Source organism: Arsenicicoccus sp. oral taxon 190 (genome assembly GCF_001189535.1).
GTDB lineage: Bacteria > Actinomycetota > Actinomycetes > Actinomycetales > Dermatophilaceae > Arsenicicoccus.
The window spans coordinates 816,527-833,637 of the sequence record NZ_CP012070.1 but is presented as its reverse complement, the minus strand read 5'-3'; the positions used below and the strand labels follow the sequence as shown (position 1 = coordinate 833,637).

Genomic DNA, 17,111 nt, shown 5'->3' with positions numbered 1-17,111 from the left:
GGGATGGGCGCCCTGGAGTCATGCCCCATGGAAGCGGAACGCCGGCCACACCCGGGCCCACCCCCCGGACGGGGAGTCGCACCGCACCAGGGGCGCGCCGGCCACACCGAACGGATCGCTCTCTCCGCGGGCCAGGGTGCCGACGTCGACGCAGCGCGCGAAAAGGTGGCGCAGCCCTGCGGAGCGCTCCCCGACGAGCAGGACCGACTCCGTCGAGGGCGGCCCCGACCCCGACAGCGCGTTGTGGCCGGAGGCGACCCGGTCGGCCGGGATGCCGCGCGTCGGCCCGTAGAACGCGACGGCCCCCGCCAGCGCATAGGAGTCCGTGACGACGGTAGCCTGGCTGCGTCCCCGGGCAGCGCTGATCTGCTGGACATACCCGTCCCAGCCGGCCTGGTCCCGCTGGACGGGGTTGACGGCGGACACCAGCCGGAAGACCGTCGACGAGGTCGGGGCGAGGGGTAGGCAGACCAGGAGGGACACGACCCCGTTGGCGCCCACCACGACCCACCGGCGACGCCACAGCGCCCAGTCCGCCTCCGCCGCAGCCCCCCACCCGATCGACAGCGCCGGCAGGAACGCCGCGACCGGGTAGTACGGCTGGGCGGGGAACAGCACCGTGAACCCCGTCACCAGCGCAGCAGCCACTGCGAGCACCGGCACGCCCAGGCCGTGGGCACCCGGTCGCCGGCATCGCTCGGACATCCTGGGCCCCCAGGACAGCCCCCGCCACAGCACGCGGACGTATGGCGGGCCGATGAAGACCAGGACCAGAGGCACGACGAACCACCGCGTGGACGCGCCGTGGCGCGCGATCAGGTCAGCCGAGACCGCGGACATCGGAAGCCCGTGCCAGAGCTGGGCCGCCACCTGCGGACCTGCCAGCACCGCGAGAGCGACCAACCCGGTCAGGGCCCCGCGGGTGCACAGCAGCCGTGGGTGCGACGCCGCGAGGGCCACGACCAGGCCTGCGACGAGGACCATGACCAGGAGCTTGTTCCAGCAGCCCAGACCGGCCACCGCCCCCGCCCATGCCAAGGCTGACGGCCTGCCCTGGATGCCTCGGAGCATCAGCAGGATGACCGCCTGCCACACCACCAGGTCGATGCTTGCGGTGAGGAAGACGTGCCCCACCAGCAGGGGGTAGACGGTGGTCGCGTGCGCCCACGCGGCGACGCGCTGCACGCGGGCGGGATGCCCGAGCAGGCGCGGACCCGCCGCGGCCAGGAGCACCCCCGCCATCGCTGCCAGGATCGCCGGCACCCGTTGGAGCCAGGCGGCCCCGCCGAGGCCGGCCAACCGTGACAGCCACACCGTCATCGGCGGCTGGTCGTCGTACCACCAGGCCCACGGGAGCATCCGGAAGTACAGCTCGTCGCCGTGGAGCCCGTAGCGTCCGGAGGTGGCCAGCAGGACGGCCCCCATGGCCAGCGCGGCCGGAGCCGCGACCCTCACGATGCCGGCGGGCGAGGGGGTGCCCACCTACAGGTCGCCGCCGAGGTGGGCGAGGACGCGGCGTGCCGTGCGCAGGCCCGAGGCCAGAGCCCCCTGGATGGACCCGGTGTCCCGGTGGTCGCCGCAGACCATCGTGACCTCGTCGACGTCGACCGGCTGACGGAGCGTGAGGGGTGGCGGCTGGACGGGCAGAGCGTCGGGCACGTCGTGACGGACCACCAGCTGCCAGGCGTCGGCGTCGCACGCGTAGATCTCGCTCAGACGGCGGCGCAGCTCCGACTCCGTGGGCACCCCCATCGCCATGACGGCCGTTGCCTGCACCAGGTGGCGACCGCGAGGGGCGTATGACGGTGCCGCGTTGCTGACCACCGCGGTGTTGACCAGCCCACCCGCGTCCCGCCGGGCGTCCAGGATGAGCATGTCGAGGTCGGTGGGCCGCGCGTCTGCGGCGAACCACCACGTCACCAGGCCCTTGGTCGCGACGCGCGGCAGGGGGGTGAGCGTCCCTACCTCCTGCGGTGACACGGCCACGACCGATCGGCGGGCGCGCAGCGTCCTGGCCTGGGTCTCGACGACGGCATGGTCGCCCTGCTTGCGGGCGCGGTTGACTCGCTCGCGGAGACTGACCCGATCCCCGAGCCGGTCCGCGAGCTGCCCTGGTAGCGCGGCCATGCCGCGCCGCGGCAGCCCGGGGGTGCCGAGCACGAAGGCCCGGATCAGCAGCTGCACGTACGTCGTCGACGACGTCCCGTCCCCCTCGAGGATGACCCCCGCCAGGAAGCGGTCCAGCACCTCGCGGCGCAGCCGCCCGGTCACCCCGGCCTGGTCCAGCGTCATCCCCCACCCGGCATCCGGTGCTGCCGCGAGTCGCTCGACCCGTCCGAGCGCCGGGATCACCCAGCGAGCCAGACCGAGCAGCTCTCCGGGGTCGAGGTAGCCGGAGGTGATCGTGTCGAGGAGACGGCCTGGGTGCCGGATCGGGTCCGCCACCAGCGAACGGCCTCGGTCGTGCATGACCCCCGCCCCCCGCCCGAAGGGCTGCAGCCCCAGCGCGTCCAGGTCCGTGTCTGCCCGGATCCGAGGGTAGGAGGGGTTGAGGACCTGGAATCCCCTGTCGCACAGGAAGCCGTCGACCTGGTCGGTCCGGATGCGACCGCCGACTCTGCCGGAGGCTTCGAGGACGAGGACGTCCAGTCCGTGCGCCTGCAGCTCCGTGGCGCAGCGCAGGCCGGCCAGCCCGGCGCCGACGACGATGACATCGGTGTCGATCTCATGGGTGGTCATGGTGACGTGCTCCTTGGGTCGGGCGGCGGCGTCGGACGGTCGAGCCGGGCAGCAGGTCGAGCCGGCCGGCCAGGCGCCGAGCGAGGTGGACGCCGGGACCCCACCGGGCCGAGGTCGGCACGCTCCAGACGTCATGCCCGGCTCGACCCCACTGCTCGAGCAGGGCATTGGCCGCCTGCACCCCGGTGGTGGCCGCACGCTCCATGAGGGCCACGGGTAGCTCGCACCGGATCCCGTCCCCGGCCAGCACGAGCTGGTCCACGGGGGTGCGCACCCCGGGGCGGTCCAGCCAGGGGTCCGTGCCGGCGAGTGGGCAGTCCTGCTGGACGAGCACCTCCTCATGAAGCACCCGCGCCTCGACCAGCTCCGGGTGCAGCCGGTGCAGCTGGGTCTGCAGGTCGGCCAGGACCTCGGCGTCCGTCACCGCGTCGGGCACGGCATACGCGTGGAGCTCGATGACACTGCCACCGGTGCGCCGGGCCCAGGCCGCGGCGCCGACTTCCAGCAGGTGCATGGCCGAGAGGTTGTCCAGGAACCCCAGAGCCGCCGTCCCCAGGAAAGCAGGCGTGTCGTCTCGGACCGGGCGGTCCAACCACAACCGCTGCACGACGAAGCGAGGGGCCATCCGACCGCGAGCGACGGCGGCGCGCCAGTCGGGGGTGCCGACCCACCCGCTCTCGTCGACGATGGCCTGCAGGGAGGGCCGGGTCACCGCGAGCACCACCCCGTCGGCGGACATGCGGCCTCCATCGCCCAGGACGACCTGTATGTCGTCGCCGGGCCCGTCACGGTCCAGCCTCAGGACGGGCGCCTCGCACCGCACCTGGACCCCCCGCTCGTGCAGCCACCGTCCCAGGGGTGCCCACAGGGTGGTGTCGAAGTCGTCCCGGGCCACGTCGAAGAGCAGCCCTTCCGCCGATCCCAGGAAGTAGGTGTGGAACATCGCCACGAGCTCGCCCCCGGAGAACTCCCTGGGGTCGGCGAAGAAGCTGCGCGCGAAGACCTCGAGGGCGAGAGCCCGCATGGGGCCGGGGAAGTGCAATGCGTCCAGGACGTCCTGCGCGCTCACGCCATCATGCTCGACGAAGGTCTTCGGGAAGTCCACGTCGAGCAGCGCGAGCGCCCGCTCCACGTCCACCCGCCGTAGGTCGGCGAGCCGGCAGGATGGGCTGAGTGCCACGAACCCCAGGGCATTCCACGGGGGACGCCGGGGGATGCGGGTGAAGGAGTCCCTGGTCCCGTCCGCATGCAGCAGCGGGTAGTCCCGGACCGGTTGGAGGATCGACAGGTCGGGGTCGATCCGGCGGAGCAGCGCGCGCAGGTTGTAGTACTGACGGAAGAAGGCGTGGAAGCCGCGGCTCATGGCGGACGAGTCGTCGTCACCGGCGACCTGGACGGGCCAGGAGGCGACGCGCCCGCCGAGCTGGCGGTCGCGCTCGAGCAGGGTGACGCGCACCCCGCGCTCTGCCAGGCAGACCGCCGCATTCAGGCCGGCGATGCCTCCGCCGACGACGACCACGTGCGGATCAGCGGGAGCCTGTCGGGCTCGTCCCGCGTCCGGTGCCACCGCGGGGATGCGGACCGCGCGACGGTCCCTTCCCGGCCTCTCGGCCCCGCTCACGTCCGCCCCGATCGCACCCACAGGAGGATGGCCAAGGTCACCATCGAGAATCCGAACAGGTAGTCCTCCACCGGAATGTCCCACGGAAACCTCACTCCCAGGTGTTGCTGCGGGTCGTACATCACGATCGGTGCGCTCAGCTTGGTGAGCCACCCGTCGACCAGGGCCTGAAAAAACGCCACGATCGCCATCGCGCACCAGTACTGCTTCGTCCGGAACACGCCCGTGCGGAGCACCTGGCACTCGAGGAGGACGACCAGGATCACGGAGAGGACGGCCAGCGCGGTGTACTCAGGCACGGGATCGCTCCTGCCCCTGCTCGGTCGCGCCACGGCCGAGGCGCAGGACCGTGCCGACGGCCTCGTACGTCAGCAGCCCGCACACCGGGATCACCACGAAGAACACCAGCTCCTCGATGGGCATCCCGAGCGGCAGGTGAACCCCGGTGGTGTAGCGCGCCGAGTAGGACCAGTGGTCCCGCCAGATCCCGAGCACGTCCCAGGCCGAGAAGATCGCCACCACAGGGACCAGAGCGACCAGCAGACGCCGTGGCCGCTGGTACACCCTGGCCCGTAGCACCAGCTCCAGCGGCAGGGTGATGAGCAGGCATCCCCCCATGAGAGCGAGGTACTGCCAGTGGTCCCAGGAGTCAGGCCACATGGGTGCCTCCGGCGCAAGGCCGTGCCGGCCCGGGACGTCTTGACCGGCTCACGTTGCCACCCGCCCGGTTCGCACGAGGAACCGGCGCTCGGCATACGCCAGATCGTCATCCCAGAGGCGCGCCTGCGTGCGTTGCACCAACGGCCGAAGCACCGGAGACAGCCGCTGCGCGGCGGTGAAGCCGGGACGGGGCGAGGAGGCGATCGTGGCCTCCGTCATGACGGTGAGGGGAAGACCGTTGGCGTCGTGGCCGACCGGGGTCGCGTGGGTCTCCACCACGCTGCCCTCGCCCTCGCCGTCGGTGATCGTCATGACGACGGTGCGCGAGTCCGGGCAGGTGAACTCGGCCCGCACGGGGACCCCCCAGGTGCGGCTCAGCCGGAAGGTGACGTCGGTGACCAGGCAGTGGTCGGTCGACGCGTCCTCGTCGACCGTGAGGTGACTGAAGGCGTAGGGGTGGAACCAGGCGCCGTGCCACGGGTCCAGGCGGTTGGCGATGATGTCCTGCGCCTCGCACCGGGCCAGGCGCACATGGACGGCGTCGAAGGACGCGCTTGCCGGTGGCCGGGGGGCTGTGCGAGGGGCTGAGCTCGGCTCCTCGCCCGAGGTCGGCACCTGCACCCACAGCAGGACGCCGTCATCATGCGCCGGTAGGGGTGCCCAGGTGCCGGGCCACTCGGAGGGCAGCCGCAGGCCGTGCCACCGGCACACGACGTCGGTGCCGTCGGTGTCGCAGCCCTCGAGACGGGCACCCATGTGCGGGCAGGCGCCGGGACCTGCGAGCACCGACCCGTCGTGGGCGCGCCAGAGCGCGACCTCGCGGTTGCCGACGCGACGCACGAGGGAGCGCCCGGCCCGAAGGTCTCGGGATGCACCCAGGACGTACCACCCTCCCGCGTCCTCCGATCGCGCCGCCGCAAGGGCTCGCTCGATGCGGGGCAGCGACGCCTCCCGCCAGGTGGACCTGACGGCGTCGGGTGATGGTTGCGGGATGCGTCGGACTGGGATGTGCCGGGAAGCGGCAGTGGGCATCAAGCGCGTTTGCCTTCCAATGGGCTGGCCAAGCAGCAGCTGCTGCAGCGGAGGTCGGGTCCTGGTGGGGGTCACGCGAGCCTGCCTGTCTCCAAGACGGCAGGGTGGGCGGGTAGCGTCTTGGCCATAGTAGTTCCATCGTCGAAGGAGTTCTGATGAGGGTGCTGGTTACCGGTGCTACCGGATATGTGGGGGGCAGGCTGGTGCCGCGTCTGCTGGATGCCGGCCACGAGGTGAGAACTACGACGAGCAACCTGGCCAAGCCGTCTCCGTGGTGGGCCGATCGGGTCGAGACCGTCGTCATGGACATCACCGACGAGGGCCAGGTCGACAGCGCGGTCGATGGTGTCGACGCCGTCTACTACCTGGTCCACGGGATGGGAGGGGGTGGGGACTTCGCAGAGAAGGACCGGCACGCCGCGCACAACGTCGCCCGGGCGGTGCAGTCTCACAGCGTCAGCCGAGTCGTCTACCTGTCCGGCATCCTGCCTCCCGTGCAGGTCGGGCAGCTGAGTGAGCACCTCGAGTCGCGGCACGAGGTGGAGCAGATCCTTGGCTCCACCCCCGCCACGACCGTCACGTTGCGGGCGGCCGTGGTGATGGGCAGTGGATCCACGTCCTTCGAGATCATCCGACAGGTCAGTGAGCGGCTGCCGATCCACACCGTCCCGTCGTGGATGAACTCGGAGGTCCAGCCCATCGCGGTGGTCGACGCCGTCGAAGCCCTCGTGGGCGCCCTGACCGTGCAGACCTGCACCCGCAGCTATGACATCGGTGGCCCGGACAGGATGTACTACGCGGAGCTGCTCGACCGGTATGCCGGCGTCGCGGGCTTGACGCGTCCACAGGTGCCGGTGCCTCTGGTCCCTGCGGACCTGGTGGGCCTCCTGGTCGGCGCCTTGACCGACGTGCCCACCCCGACCGTGCAGGCCTTGGTGGAGAGCTTGCACCACGACATGGTGTGCCGCGAGGAGGACTTCCGGCGCGACCTCCTCCCCACCGGGTATCACCTGGTCGGGGTGGATGAGGCCATCCGTCGATCGCTGGCCGACCCCCGCACGCACGTCCAGCATGACCCGTCCTCCGCTGACCCCATGGGCCCTATGCCGGACGACCCGTCCTGGGCCGCCGGTGGTGAGGACCAACCACTTCTCGGCAGAGCGCTGGACGCGGTCTACGACGCTCTCGGGCGGGACCCGTCCGCCTGGCGGTGGTGAGCCAGGCGGGTGTGTGCCGGGGCCAGAACATCGTTGCGCTTGCAGCAGAACTCCCTGGTCAGACGGCCTTCTGGATGGTCTGGGAGAGCCCGTCGACCGCCTTCTGCAGCTCTTGCTCGATGGAGTCGGACTGCCTGTCGGTCCAGATGCGCACCGTCAGGGTCGAGGCGTTGGCGTCGTCCTCGTCCACGTCCAGCTCGCCGTGGTAGTTGTTGGGGCCCTCGGAGCCCCTCTCCACGGTCATGCCATCCGAGCCCACGCGGAACCACGCCGTGCCCTGGACGTCCTTCTCCCCCTCCTCGGCGGTCTCGACGTGGGCCGTGGTGCGGATCGTGTCGCCGTCCAGCTTCTCCACGGACGTGATCTGGGGGAAGTGCTCCGGCAGCTTCTCGACGTCCTTCACGTAGTCGAAGACGTCTTGAGCGGGGCGAGGGATCTGGACCCTGCGCTCGTACTGCGACATGACATGCACTCCTAGAAGTCGGAGGCCGGTCAGTACCTGCCCCTCGGCCCCGAGTCGGCAGGGCCCTTCGGCCCCGTCAGCGCCGCGCCGGCGCCTGCGTCTCATCCTTGCCGCCCTGGCCAGGGACCGCCACCCCAGCTATCACATCCCGCTTCTGCGCCGCGCCGTCCTGGACCACCTCGTCGCATCAACGGATGTGGTTGGCCACGTCGGCACCGCCAGACCGCTGGGGTCTCCCCCACGGCGTGAGACCGCGCGGTTTGACGACCGAGAGCCACACCATGAGCACGAAGCTCGCCAAGTTTGCGCCACTCAAGGCGAAGAGAGCGACCGCGTGGGCCGCGCCCTGCCCTGTCTCGAGGAGGGCGATGGTGTCCTCGACCCAGAAGCCCACACCGAACGTCGAGCCAGTGATGACCAGGATCGTCAGGGCAAACTTGTTCAGCACCCACAGTTTGATCAGGGGATCGTGCAACTTTGGGGCATCGGCCCGCGGCGCTGCACCCGTGCGGGCTCGTCAGCTGTAGAGCGGCCGGTCCTCGTCCAGGGGGTCCTCGGTCGCCTGGACGTCGGGGTCATGGGTGGCGGGCGACCAGGACGGGTCGCCGTGGAGGACCTGGCCCTCGTCGGTCACGACCGTGAGTCGGTCTCCGTTGCGGAGGTTCTCGGCCATGCTCTCGACCACCGGGCGTGGCTGCTCGATGCCCAGCGACTGCAGACGCTCGGCGAGCAGGTCCGCCACGTCGCCCTCGCGGCCGCCGCGGCCCGACAGCTCGACCAGCGCGGCGACCAGGTGCCGCACGCGCGACTCGTCCAGCTCGGCCAGCAGCGGCGTGCTCAGCGTCAGCACTGCGCCGCGGCCCTCGTGCTCGTGTCCGGTCTCGATCGTGGGCATGCGAACTCCGTCCGGTGCGTGGTGGTCGATGGCCCGTCAGGGAGTCATCTGCAGCCCACTCTACGCACTATTTCGACAGTGGAAAGACGTGCCAGCGCCTTGACCGGGGCCGGCGGAGCGCGAGCCCGCGAGGCTAGTCCTCCTTGGCCGCGTCGGTCAGCTCGCGCATGCGCTCCTCGGCAGCGTTGCCCTGCGGGCCCTCCTGCTCCTGCCCCTGCTCCTGCTCTTGGTTCTCACGGTTGACGTCGGACCGCTCGTTGCTGTCGCGGTCGAGGCCGGTGTGACCCTCGTCGGACTGTGCCGTCACGTCATACGTCCTTTCCTCGGGCGAGGCGCGCCCGGCGCGAGGGCCTGCGCGCCCACCGGGGGTGGGTGGTGCGTCACTGTAACCACGTCGACCCGCGCCGTGCAGGGCCGGCGAGCGGCTGAGCCGAAGTCGGGGGCACCGGTCAGGGCGTGACCAGACGCTGCAGCGCTCGCGCCGCGATCGGCAGGTATGCCGCCACGACGAGCCCGGGCCCCTCCACGCTCAGCCCGGTCGAGGTGCCGCCGTCGCGCGCGCCGGTCACGGTGTGCTCGAGATGTAGCCGGACCGGGCCCGTGCGCACCGTCCACGACCACGAGCGGGCGGCCTCGTCGACCTCGGCGACGACGAACCGAGCTCGCACCACGTGCAGCGCAGTGACCGTCCCGGTCGTGCCCGCCCTGATGACGGGCGTCGAGGCCTGCACCCCCGTGAGGTGGGGCGCCCACTGCGTCCACCGCGTCGGCGTGGAATACCTCTCCCACACCACCTCCGGCGCCGCGGCCCCGGTGGCACGGCAGGACCGCCGTGTGGCCCAGATCGTTGCCGCCATACGCATCCAGCCTCTCGAGGGGTGGCCGCTGCTGCCCGAGGGTACCTTCACGCCATGACCACCTATGAGTCGACGACGACCATCGATGTCCCCGCTGCCGAGCTGTTCGCCTACCTGTCCGATGTGGACAACCTGCCCACCTACTTCCCCCGCGTGACCTCCGCCAAGCGCACCGAGGGCGACAAGGTCACCGTCACGGCCCGCATCGAGCACGACGGCGAGCAGCGTGACGTCGAGGGCGAGGCGTGGATCAAGGTCGAGCAGGCCGACAAGACCCTCACGTGGGGCTCGCAGGGCCCCAACAACTACACCGGCCAGGTCGATCTCGACCCCATCGACGACAGCTCGTGCTCCGCCACGGTCCGTATCAGCACCGACCGCCAGGGCGACCGCATCCAGGACGGCGTCGACGAGGCGGTGGCCGGGATCAAGGAGGCCGCCGAGAAGGCGCACGCCTGATCGGTCGCCGTGACCGTGGTGAGCGCGACGACGACAGCCATGAGCATCACGACGGCGCCCGCCAACGAGGTGCCCTGCTCGGCCCTCGACGCGATCTTCGGCACGCGTGGCGGCGCGGCCGAGTGCCGTTGCCAGCGCTACCGGCTCGCGCGCGGCGAGGCCTTCGGCAACACGCCGGTCGAGGTCCGCGCGGAGCGGTTGCGGGAGCAGGCGGCGTGCGGCGACGCCGACTCCCCCCGCACCAGCGGCCTGGTCGCGCACCTCGACGGCGAGCCGGCCGGGTGGTGCGCGGTGGCCCCGCGCTCGGCATACGAAGGTCTGGTCCGCAACGCCAACCAGACCGCCTGGCGCGGTCGCCACGAGGACCGGCTGGACCCGGACGTGTGGGCGATCACCTGCCTGCTCACCCGCCCGGGCATGCGAGGTCAGGGGGTGGCGCGGGCGCTCGCGGCCGCCGCCGTCCCGCACGCCCGCGCGTGCGGGGCAAGACGGCTCGAGGCCTACCCCATCACGGTGCCGGACGCGACGTGGGGCGAGGAGCACCCGGGGCCGCTGGCGGTCTACCTGGACGCCGGGTTCGAGGTGGTCCACCGCCCCTCGAAGCGTCGCGCCATGGTGGCGATCGAGCTGTGAGCGCGGGCGACGCGGACGGACCGGGCGGGGGTGTCGTATCCGGCGTCCCGCGTTCGTGGTCATGATGAGCCCCCGACGGGGGAGTCGACCGACGGAAGGAGTCGATGTGACCCAGTACCTGATCGCGTTCAACGACGAGTGGGTGTCCCCCCACACGCCCGAGCAGCTGCAGCAGAAGTCCGCCGCCGCGATGACGGTGATCCGGGAGATGGAGGAGGCGGGCGTCTTCGTCTTCGGAGACGGCGGCCTGGACGCCTCGACCGTGGTGTGCCACGTCGAGGCCCGCGACGGCGCCCCCGTCTTCGCCGACGGGCCGTATGCCGAGTCCAAGGAGCACCTCGGCGGATTCACCGTCATCCAGGCGGCTGACGACGAGGCCGCGCGGCACTGGGCCGGACGGCTCGCGGTGGCGCTCGACTGGCCCCAGGAGGTGCACCGCTTCCCACCCCCGATCGGCGCGGCCGCGGACCGCGCAGCCCCCACCAGCACGGAGGAATGACATGCCGAAGTACCTGTTGTCCGTCTTCGGGCCCGCCGAGCGCGGGACGTACGGGAGCTACGCGTCCAAGGAGGCCATGCTCGAGGCGTTCGCCGACACGGGAGCGTTCAACGAGATGCTCCAGCGGGAGGGCCATCTCCTGCATGCCGACGGCCTCGAGCCCGTCGCCACCGCCACCACCGTGGACGGCCAGGGCGACCGGCCGATCGTCACCGACGGGCCCTACCTCGAGGCCAAGGAGCACCTCGGCGGCTTCTGGGTCATCGAGGCGCGCGACCTCGACCAGGCCATCGAGCTGGCTGCCGCGGGCTCCAAGGCCTGCCGCGGCACGGTCGAGGTCCGCCCCTTCCAGACCGCCGAGTCCGTCCAGGAGATGCTCGACGCGTGACCGGGTCGGGCGTCCAGGAGGCGATCGCCCGCACCCACCGCGAGGAGTGGGCGCGGGTGGTCGCCTCTCTGGCGCGCCGGTTCGGTGACCTCGACCTCGCCGAGGAGGCCGCCGCCGACGCCTGGGTCGCCGCGGTCGAACGCTGGCCCCGGGACGGCATACCGCCCAACCCCGGCGGCTGGCTCACCACCACGGCCACGCGCCGGGCCATCGATCGGCTGCGGCGCGAGTCCCGGCGCGACGAGAAGCACGAGGCGGGCCACCTGCTGGTCGACGACACCCCGCCCGCCCCCACCGGCCCGGTGCAGGACGACCGGCTCCGGCTCGTCTTCACCTGCTGCCACCCCGCGCTCGCCATGGAGTCCCGAGTCGCCTTGACGCTGAGGCTGATCGGTGGCCTCACGGTCGCCGAGATCGCCCGCGCCTTCCTGGTCCAGGAGACGACGATGGCGCGACGGATCACGCGCGCCAAGGCCAAGATCAAGGCCGCGCACATCCCCTACCGCGTCCCGTCGGACGGCGACGTCCGCGAGCGGCTGGCGGGGGTTCTGGCGGTGGTCTTCCTGATCTTCAACGAGGGCTACCTCGCGACGTATGGCGACCAGCCCCTCCGCGCCGACCTCACCGACGAGGCGATCCGGCTCGGGCGGCTGCTGCACGCGCTGCTCCCGGACGAGGGGGAGGTCAGCGGGCTGCTCGCCCTGATGCTGCTGACCGACGCTCGCCGGGCCGCTCGGGTGGACGAGGCCGGGGAGCTGGTGACGCTGGGGGAGCAGGACCGCGGTCGGTGGGACCGCGCGCTGGTCCGCGAAGGTCACGTGCTCGTCCGCGAGTGCGTCGACGCGGTCGCGGCGGGAGGTGGGCCGCCGGGTCGCTACCAGCTGCTCGCGGCGATCAATGCCGTCCACACGCATGCCCGTTCGGCGCAGGAGACCGACTGGGGGCAGGTGGTGACGCTCTACGACCGGTTGCTGGTCGTGGACCCGTCGCCGATCGTCCGGCTCAACCGTGGGGTCGCCGTCGCCGAGCTGTATGGCGCAGCCCGCGGCCTCGCCGAGGTCGACGAGGTGGCCGCAGCCCTCGACGGCTACCACGCGCTGCACGCCACCCGCGCCGACCTGCTGCGGCGGCTCGGACGCGACTGGGAGGCGCGGGCGGCATACGACCGGGCGCTCGCGCTCACGGACAACCCGGCCGAGCAGGCCTACCTCGCCCGCCGCCGCGACGACCTCCGCGGGTGAGGGAGCGGGGCTGCCCGACGCCCTCGCGGGCGACATCGGTGCGCCCCACCTGCTCGACGTGGAGGTGATGTCCGTGCTCCGGGGGCTGACGTTGTCGAACAAGCTCGATGCGCTGAGGGCGGCGCGCGCCCGCGCCTGCCGTGACGTCGAGGACCGACCGGTGGCTGCGGTGGCTGGCCGCGCCGGCCAGGAGGACACTGCTGGAGCCTGCTGACGAGGTGGAGGAGAGCTGATGCGCATCTACGGTTTCACGGAGTATGGCGGGCCCGAGGTCGAGCGCTTCCTCGACGTGCCGGACCCGGTGGCCGGGCCGGGGACCGTGCTCGTCCGGCTGCGCGCCGCCGGGTTGAATCCCGCCGACCTCAAGGTCCGCAGCGGGCAGCGCCAGGGCAAGGTCGAGGTGCGCTTCCCGATGGCGATGGGGCGCGAGGCCGCGGGCGATGTCGTGGCGGACCCGTCGGGGACGTTCGGGGCAGGTGAGCTCGTGTTCGGTTCGTGCGCCTCGGGATCTGGGGCGTTGGGCGAACTGGTCCTGCTCGATGTCGGGCAGACGGCCCGCGTGCCCCGCGGCGTCCAGGCCGAGCAGGCCGCGTGCCTCCCCGTCGCCATCGGGACCGCCTGGGACGCCCTCGGCGAGCTGGCGGTCGGGCCCGGCCACACCGTCCTGGTCCTTGGCGCCGGGGGCGGCGTGGGCGTGCACGCGGTGCAGCTCGCCCGGCACCTGGGCGCCCGCGTCGTCGGGGTGGCCGGCGCACCGATGGCGGACCTGGTCACGAGCGCGGGCGCCGAGCACGTGGCGTCGGGGGACGGCTGGACCGAGGCCGTCGCGGCTCTCGCGCCGGCGGCGTCGACGCCGTCGTGGACGCTGTCGGCGGGGACGCGCTGCGGGGTGCCGCGGCCCTGGTCCGCCGTCCCAGGCAGATCCGCAGCTCGGCCGCACCGGCGCTCGCGACCGAGCTGGGCGGCTCAGGTATCACGCGTCGCCGGGACGCAGCCGTGTATGCCGAGCTCGCCGACCTGGTGGCCCGCGGCGGCATACGGCCCGTCATCCACGCGACCTTCCCGTTCGAGGAGGCGGCTGCCGCGGTCGCCCAGGTCGCCACCGGCCACGCGACGGGCAAGACGGTGGTCACGGCCGAGGGCGGGGTCGGCGCGTGATCGGGGAACCGTGATGGCCCCAGGTGCATGTGGCGTTCCCCGATCAGCGCCCCGCCGGCCAGCTCAGTCCGAGAACACCGACCAGCAGATGTCGTCGCGGCGGGCCTGGTCGTCGAGGACGAGCGCGCGGATCGGCGGCGGGAGCTGGGAGCGCTGCCAGTCCCGCTCGGCCCGGCCCGCGCCCGGGTCGTCGGGCGCTGTGGCGCGAACTGCCTTGATGGCGTAGGCCGCAGCCCCGAGATCGTGCTCCGCGACGTGTCCGACGCAGGCGGCCTGGCCGGCGGCATACGCGGCGAATCGGGCGGACCCGGCGAGCGGGCGGGCGGCCCCCATGGCGTGGCCTCCGAGCGCACGCGCCTGCATCATGGCCAGCTCGCCGCGCGCCCAGGCACGTGCCGCCTCGATCGCGTCCCGCGGCCGCGGGTCGTGCGGCTGCTCGACCTCGAAGAGCTCCAGGACGTGCTCGGCGCAGGTCGCGGCCCACAACGCCAGGAGCTGGTGGTCCTCGTCGGTGAGCGTGCCGCCGCGGCGGGTCGTCACCATCCGCCGGTCCCGGACGGCGGGCAGGATCATCGCGTCCCCTCGCGGTGGTGGCCACCCGTCATGAGCGCAGGACCTTGTCCATCGCCCTGCCCCGGGCCAGCTCGTCGACCAGCTTGTCCAGGTAGCGGATCCGCTGCATCAGCGGGTCCTCGACGTCCTCCACGCGGACCCCGCAGACCACGCCGGTGATCAGGGACGCGCGCGGGTTGAGGTGGGCCCCGGCGAAGAAGTCCTCGAAGGTGGTGCCCGCCTCGAGGTGGCGGCCCAGGGCAGCCTCGTCGTAGCCGGTCAACCACTCGATCACCTGGTTGAGCTCGGCCGTGGTGCGGCCCTTCTTCTCGACCTTGGTGACGTAGTGCGGGTAGACCGACGCGACGCTGGTGGTGAAGATGCGGCTCATGGGGTGGGACGGTAGTCGGCCCGGGACGGGCGGCCAGTCGTGAGCATCAGCAGCTCGAGCGCGGGCGCGCGGACCTCGGGCCCGGATCCGACCGCCAGGTCGGCGTCGTCGGCCACGAGCCGCACGCGGCCGGCGAGCTTCTTGGCGCCGCCGAGAGCCTCGGGCGTCCGGACCTGGTGCTCGACCGCGGCGCACACCGCCTCGGCGGGGTAGGCGCGGACGATGCCGAGCGGCCGACGGATGTCCTCACCGTGCGCGATCTCCTCGACCAGTCGGCTGGCCAGCGCGACGGGCGGCCCGCTCGTGCGGTCGGCGACCTGCCGCAGCCGAGCCAGGGTCTGCGCCGGTGTGGCCCCCTTGTGCGCGGCCACGCCGTTGGCGTTCTGCCGGTCGAAGTCGAAGCGCGCCCGTGCCATGGCCACCACGAGCCCCAGGGGGGTGGCCATGGCGTTGTCCACGAGGTGGGCGGCGACGTCGTGGACGGTCCACCCCGCGGCCAGCGAATCCGACTCCCACTGCTCGTCGTCCAGCGTGGCGAGGTCGTCGATGAGGGCGTGGCGCTCGGCGTGGACGAGGGTCCAGGTGTCGGTCATGCCTTCTACCCTGGCGGGACCGGGAGCTCCGGACAAGGGGACCGTCGAGCCCGTATGCCGACGCACCCGACGCCGGACCACCGCGCGACGTAGGTTGGGCGTGTGGAGGACACCCCGCCCGCGCCTGATCCGCAGGACCCATCGGACAGGCAGGCCCCGCCGGACTCGAAGGACCTGCTCGATCGCGGCACGGCGCGCGGCCGAGCGGCGCTGGCCGGTCTGACCCTGGGCAGCGGCGTCGCGATCCTCGACGGCAGCGTGGTCAACGTGGCGCTGCGCAGCATCGGAGCCGACCTCGACGCGTCCCTCGCCCAGCTGCAGTGGGTCGTCAACGGCTACCTGCTGGCGCTGGCGTCGCTGGTCCTGGTGGGCGGCGCGCTCGGGGATCGGCTCGGGCGGCGGCGCGTCTACCTGGCCGGGGTGGTGTGGTTCGGCGTGGCCTCGGCGCTGTGCGCCCTCGCCCAGGACCCTTGGCAGCTCGTCGCGCTCCGGGTGGTCCAGGGCGTCGGGGCGGCCCTGCTGACGCCGGGGGCGCTGGCCATCATCCAGTCGTCCTTCCGGCCGCAGGACCGGGCGCCGGCGATCGGGACCTGGGCGGGGTACTCGGGCATCGCGGCCGCCCTGGGGCCGCTCGTCGGCGGCTGGTTGGTCGAGCACGCGACCTGGCGCTGGGTCTTCGCCATCAACATCCCCCTGTGCCTGGCGGTGGTGCTGCTCACGGCCCGCACCATCCCCGAGACCCGCGACCCGCAGGCCCGAGGCCGCCGGTTCGACGTCGTGGGGGCGGTGCTCGGGGCGGCCGCCCTCGGTGTGCTGACCCTCGTCCTGACGGTGGCCGGGTCGGCCGGCGCCATACGGCTGGTCGTGGGGGTGCTCGGAGCCGTAATGCTGGGAGCCGCCTTCCTCGTGGTCGAGCGGCACAGCCGCCACCCGTTGGTGCCGCTGACGCTCTTCGCCTCCCGCGTGTTCACCGCGGCCAACGCCATGACGCTGCTGGTCTACGGCGCGCTGGGCGCCGTCACCCTCTTCGTCGTGCTGCAGCTGCAGGCCGGGGGGTGGGGCGCCCTGCAGGCGGGCCTGTCCGGGCTGCCGCTGACCATCGCGCTGATGCTGCTGTCCTCCCGAGCCGCAGCCCTGGCCCAGCGCATCGGCCCCCGCCTGCCCATGACGGTCGGGCCAATCGTCTGCGCCGTCGGCGCCGTGCTGCTGCTGCGCGTCGGGGCGCGGGCGACGTGGTTCGACGTCCTGCCGGGGATGGTCGTCTTCAGCCTCGGTCTCGTCACCCTCGTGTCCCCCCTCACGGCGGCGGTGCTCGCCGCGGCGCCCGATCGTCACGCCGGCGTGGCCAGCGGCATCAACAACGCTGTCGCGCGGGCAGGCTCGCTGCTCGCCGTCGCCGCCCTCCCCGCCGTGGTCGGGCTGTCGGGCGACGACTACCTGCAGCCTGCGACGATGACGGCCGGGTACCAGGCGGCCATGTGGTGGTGCGCCGGGCTGCTGGCAGCCGGGGGCGTGGTCAGCTGGGTCGGTCTACCGTCGTCACCACGACGGTCCGGATGAGGGGCGCGGCGGGCTGCTGCTGGGGCTGCTCGGCTTCGACGTGGCGGGAGGCGGGTTGATCCGCAGCCTCTTCACCGCGGTGCTGGGAGCCGTGATCCTGCTCTGGCTCCTGGGACGCGTCACCCGACGGCGGTGACGCGGTAAGGGGACGGC

23 protein-coding genes and 1 pseudogene are annotated in these 17,111 nt (G+C 72.6%); 10 read left to right on the top strand and 14 right to left on the bottom strand.

What is annotated here, in order from left to right:
- Positions 1-18: 18 nt before the first annotated feature.
- Genes ADJ73_RS03970 through ADJ73_RS03945 form a run of 6 tightly spaced genes read right to left on the bottom strand, consistent with a single transcriptional unit; the run spans position 19 to position 5,860 of the window.
- Complete coding sequence (locus ADJ73_RS03970; RefSeq protein WP_050347194.1) at positions 19-1,482, bottom strand: ArnT family glycosyltransferase; 1,464 nt, start codon at positions 1,480-1,482, stop codon at positions 19-21.
- Entirely contained in the window at positions 1,483-2,739 is a 1,257-nt protein-coding gene (locus tag ADJ73_RS03965) for an NAD(P)/FAD-dependent oxidoreductase (RefSeq protein WP_082176721.1), read from the bottom strand.
- Complete coding sequence (locus ADJ73_RS03960) at positions 2,726-4,360, bottom strand: NAD(P)/FAD-dependent oxidoreductase (protein ID WP_082177112.1); 1,635 nt, start codon at positions 4,358-4,360, stop codon at positions 2,726-2,728. The genes ADJ73_RS03965 and ADJ73_RS03960 overlap by 14 nt, the downstream gene beginning before the upstream one ends.
- Positions 4,357-4,659, bottom strand: coding sequence for a lycopene cyclase domain-containing protein (locus ADJ73_RS03955; RefSeq protein WP_050347193.1), 303 nt, complete (start codon positions 4,657-4,659; stop codon positions 4,357-4,359). Before ADJ73_RS03955 ends, ADJ73_RS03960 begins: the two co-directional genes overlap by 4 nt.
- A complete protein-coding gene (locus tag ADJ73_RS03950; protein ID WP_050347192.1) occupies positions 4,652-5,020 on the bottom strand; it encodes a lycopene cyclase domain-containing protein in 369 nt (122 codons plus the stop codon). The genes ADJ73_RS03955 and ADJ73_RS03950 overlap by 8 nt, the downstream gene beginning before the upstream one ends.
- Before the next feature lie 48 nt (positions 5,021-5,068).
- A complete protein-coding gene (locus ADJ73_RS03945; protein WP_253272660.1) occupies positions 5,069-5,860 on the bottom strand; it encodes a DUF5914 domain-containing protein in 792 nt (263 codons plus the stop codon).
- Positions 5,861-6,207: 347 nt separating this feature from the next.
- Here ADJ73_RS03945 and ADJ73_RS03940 point away from each other — a divergent pair, with 347 nt between their 5' ends.
- Positions 6,208-7,269 carry an NAD(P)H-binding protein gene (locus ADJ73_RS03940; RefSeq protein ID WP_050347190.1) on the top strand — a complete coding sequence of 354 codons (1,062 nt, stop codon included), beginning with the start codon at positions 6,208-6,210 and terminating at the stop codon, positions 7,267-7,269.
- Positions 7,270-7,327: 58 nt separating this feature from the next.
- Here the strand turns inward: ADJ73_RS03940 and ADJ73_RS03935 are convergent, their stop codons facing one another.
- The 5 genes from ADJ73_RS03935 to ADJ73_RS03920 all read right to left on the bottom strand — a co-directional run bounded on the left by ADJ73_RS03935 (position 7,328) and on the right by ADJ73_RS03920 (position 9,484).
- Positions 7,328-7,732, bottom strand: coding sequence for an SRPBCC family protein (locus tag ADJ73_RS03935; RefSeq protein WP_050347189.1), 405 nt, complete (start codon positions 7,730-7,732; stop codon positions 7,328-7,330).
- Between the two features lie 187 nt (positions 7,733-7,919).
- Complete coding sequence (locus ADJ73_RS03930) at positions 7,920-8,207, bottom strand: hypothetical protein (protein ID WP_172669695.1); 288 nt, start codon at positions 8,205-8,207, stop codon at positions 7,920-7,922.
- 42 nt (positions 8,208-8,249) lie between these two features.
- Positions 8,250-8,627, bottom strand: coding sequence for a hypothetical protein (locus tag ADJ73_RS03925; protein WP_050347187.1), 378 nt, complete (start codon positions 8,625-8,627; stop codon positions 8,250-8,252).
- Positions 8,628-8,760: 133 nt separating this feature from the next.
- A complete protein-coding gene (locus ADJ73_RS16830) occupies positions 8,761-8,934 on the bottom strand; it encodes a hypothetical protein (RefSeq protein ID WP_154592515.1) in 174 nt (57 codons plus the stop codon).
- Between the two features lie 142 nt (positions 8,935-9,076).
- Positions 9,077-9,484, bottom strand: coding sequence for an SRPBCC family protein (locus ADJ73_RS03920; RefSeq protein ID WP_050347186.1), 408 nt, complete (start codon positions 9,482-9,484; stop codon positions 9,077-9,079).
- A gap of 54 nt (positions 9,485-9,538) precedes the next feature.
- Here ADJ73_RS03920 and ADJ73_RS03915 point away from each other — a divergent pair, with 54 nt between their 5' ends.
- From ADJ73_RS03915 to ADJ73_RS17440, 7 genes and pseudogenes are all read left to right on the top strand, one after another.
- Complete coding sequence (locus ADJ73_RS03915) at positions 9,539-9,943, top strand: SRPBCC family protein (RefSeq protein ID WP_050347185.1); 405 nt, start codon at positions 9,539-9,541, stop codon at positions 9,941-9,943.
- A 39-nt stretch (positions 9,944-9,982) separates the two neighbouring features.
- The gene (locus tag ADJ73_RS03910; RefSeq protein WP_050349245.1) at positions 9,983-10,576 is read left to right on the top strand and encodes a GNAT family N-acetyltransferase; all 594 of its coding nucleotides are present in this window, start codon (positions 9,983-9,985) and stop codon (positions 10,574-10,576) included.
- 106 nt (positions 10,577-10,682) lie between these two features.
- Entirely contained in the window at positions 10,683-11,075 is a 393-nt protein-coding gene (locus ADJ73_RS03905; RefSeq protein WP_050347184.1) for a YciI family protein, read from the top strand.
- A 1-nt stretch (position 11,076) separates the two neighbouring features.
- Positions 11,077-11,463 carry a YciI family protein gene (locus tag ADJ73_RS03900; protein WP_050347183.1) on the top strand — a complete coding sequence of 129 codons (387 nt, stop codon included), beginning with the start codon at positions 11,077-11,079 and terminating at the stop codon, positions 11,461-11,463.
- Positions 11,460-12,704 (top strand): RNA polymerase sigma factor, encoded by a 1,245-nt coding sequence (locus ADJ73_RS03895; protein WP_050347182.1) that lies wholly within the window; start codon positions 11,460-11,462, stop codon positions 12,702-12,704. Before ADJ73_RS03900 ends, ADJ73_RS03895 begins: the two co-directional genes overlap by 4 nt.
- A 232-nt stretch (positions 12,705-12,936) precedes the next feature.
- Positions 12,937-13,206 (top strand): annotated as a pseudogene (locus ADJ73_RS17445) (alcohol dehydrogenase catalytic domain-containing protein); the annotation flags it as partial.
- 356 nt (positions 13,207-13,562) lie between these two features.
- Positions 13,563-13,862, top strand: coding sequence for a zinc-binding dehydrogenase (locus ADJ73_RS17440; protein WP_253272659.1), 300 nt, complete (start codon positions 13,563-13,565; stop codon positions 13,860-13,862).
- A gap of 63 nt (positions 13,863-13,925) precedes the next feature.
- On the opposite strand, the gene ADJ73_RS03885 is transcribed toward ADJ73_RS17440, so the two are convergent.
- From ADJ73_RS03885 to ADJ73_RS03875, 3 genes are read right to left on the bottom strand one after another with little or no spacing between them, the layout of a single operon-like run.
- Positions 13,926-14,435 (bottom strand): putative immunity protein, encoded by a 510-nt coding sequence (locus ADJ73_RS03885; protein WP_050347181.1) that lies wholly within the window; start codon positions 14,433-14,435, stop codon positions 13,926-13,928.
- Positions 14,436-14,463: 28 nt separating this feature from the next.
- On the bottom strand, positions 14,464-14,805 hold the full coding sequence (locus ADJ73_RS03880) for a DUF2200 domain-containing protein (RefSeq protein WP_050347180.1): 342 nt from the start codon (positions 14,803-14,805) through the stop codon (positions 14,464-14,466).
- A complete protein-coding gene (locus tag ADJ73_RS03875; RefSeq protein WP_050347179.1) occupies positions 14,802-15,398 on the bottom strand; it encodes a maleylpyruvate isomerase family mycothiol-dependent enzyme in 597 nt (198 codons plus the stop codon). The genes ADJ73_RS03880 and ADJ73_RS03875 overlap by 4 nt, the downstream gene beginning before the upstream one ends.
- Positions 15,399-15,500: 102 nt before the next feature.
- Between ADJ73_RS03875 and ADJ73_RS03870 the strand changes: the two genes are divergently transcribed.
- Together ADJ73_RS03870 and ADJ73_RS16450 are read left to right on the top strand one after the other, a co-directional pair.
- Entirely contained in the window at positions 15,501-16,958 is a 1,458-nt protein-coding gene (locus tag ADJ73_RS03870) for an MFS transporter (RefSeq protein ID WP_367379591.1), read from the top strand.
- A gap of 40 nt (positions 16,959-16,998) precedes the next feature.
- Positions 16,999-17,094: a GlsB/YeaQ/YmgE family stress response membrane protein gene (locus tag ADJ73_RS16450; RefSeq protein WP_253272658.1), complete on the top strand. Its 96-nt coding sequence runs from the start codon at positions 16,999-17,001 to the stop codon at positions 17,092-17,094.
- Positions 17,095-17,111: the final 17 nt, after the last annotated feature.

Excerpts from the sequence above, each read along its gene's own strand:
- ADJ73_RS03965 (WP_082176721.1), bottom strand. The coding sequence starts at position 2,739 with ATGACCACCCATGAGATCGACACCGATGTCATCGTCGTCGGCGCCGGG.
- ADJ73_RS03950 (WP_050347192.1), bottom strand. The coding sequence starts at position 5,020 with ATGTGGCCTGACTCCTGGGACCACTGGCAGTACCTCGCTCTCATGGGG.
- ADJ73_RS03940 (WP_050347190.1), top strand. The coding sequence starts at position 6,208 with ATGAGGGTGCTGGTTACCGGTGCTACCGGATATGTGGGGGGCAGGCTG.
- ADJ73_RS03935 (WP_050347189.1), bottom strand. The coding sequence starts at position 7,732 with ATGTCGCAGTACGAGCGCAGGGTCCAGATCCCTCGCCCCGCTCAAGAC.
- ADJ73_RS03925 (WP_050347187.1), bottom strand. The coding sequence starts at position 8,627 with ATGCCCACGATCGAGACCGGACACGAGCACGAGGGCCGCGGCGCAGTG.
- ADJ73_RS03920 (WP_050347186.1), bottom strand. The coding sequence starts at position 9,484 with ATGGCGGCAACGATCTGGGCCACACGGCGGTCCTGCCGTGCCACCGGG.
- ADJ73_RS03915 (WP_050347185.1), top strand. The coding sequence starts at position 9,539 with ATGACCACCTATGAGTCGACGACGACCATCGATGTCCCCGCTGCCGAG.
- ADJ73_RS03910 (WP_050349245.1), top strand. The coding sequence starts at position 9,983 with ATGAGCATCACGACGGCGCCCGCCAACGAGGTGCCCTGCTCGGCCCTC.
- ADJ73_RS03900 (WP_050347183.1), top strand. The coding sequence starts at position 11,077 with ATGCCGAAGTACCTGTTGTCCGTCTTCGGGCCCGCCGAGCGCGGGACG.
- ADJ73_RS03885 (WP_050347181.1), bottom strand. The coding sequence starts at position 14,435 with ATGATCCTGCCCGCCGTCCGGGACCGGCGGATGGTGACGACCCGCCGC.
- ADJ73_RS03880 (WP_050347180.1), bottom strand. The coding sequence starts at position 14,805 with ATGAGCCGCATCTTCACCACCAGCGTCGCGTCGGTCTACCCGCACTAC.
- ADJ73_RS03875 (WP_050347179.1), bottom strand. The coding sequence starts at position 15,398 with ATGACCGACACCTGGACCCTCGTCCACGCCGAGCGCCACGCCCTCATC.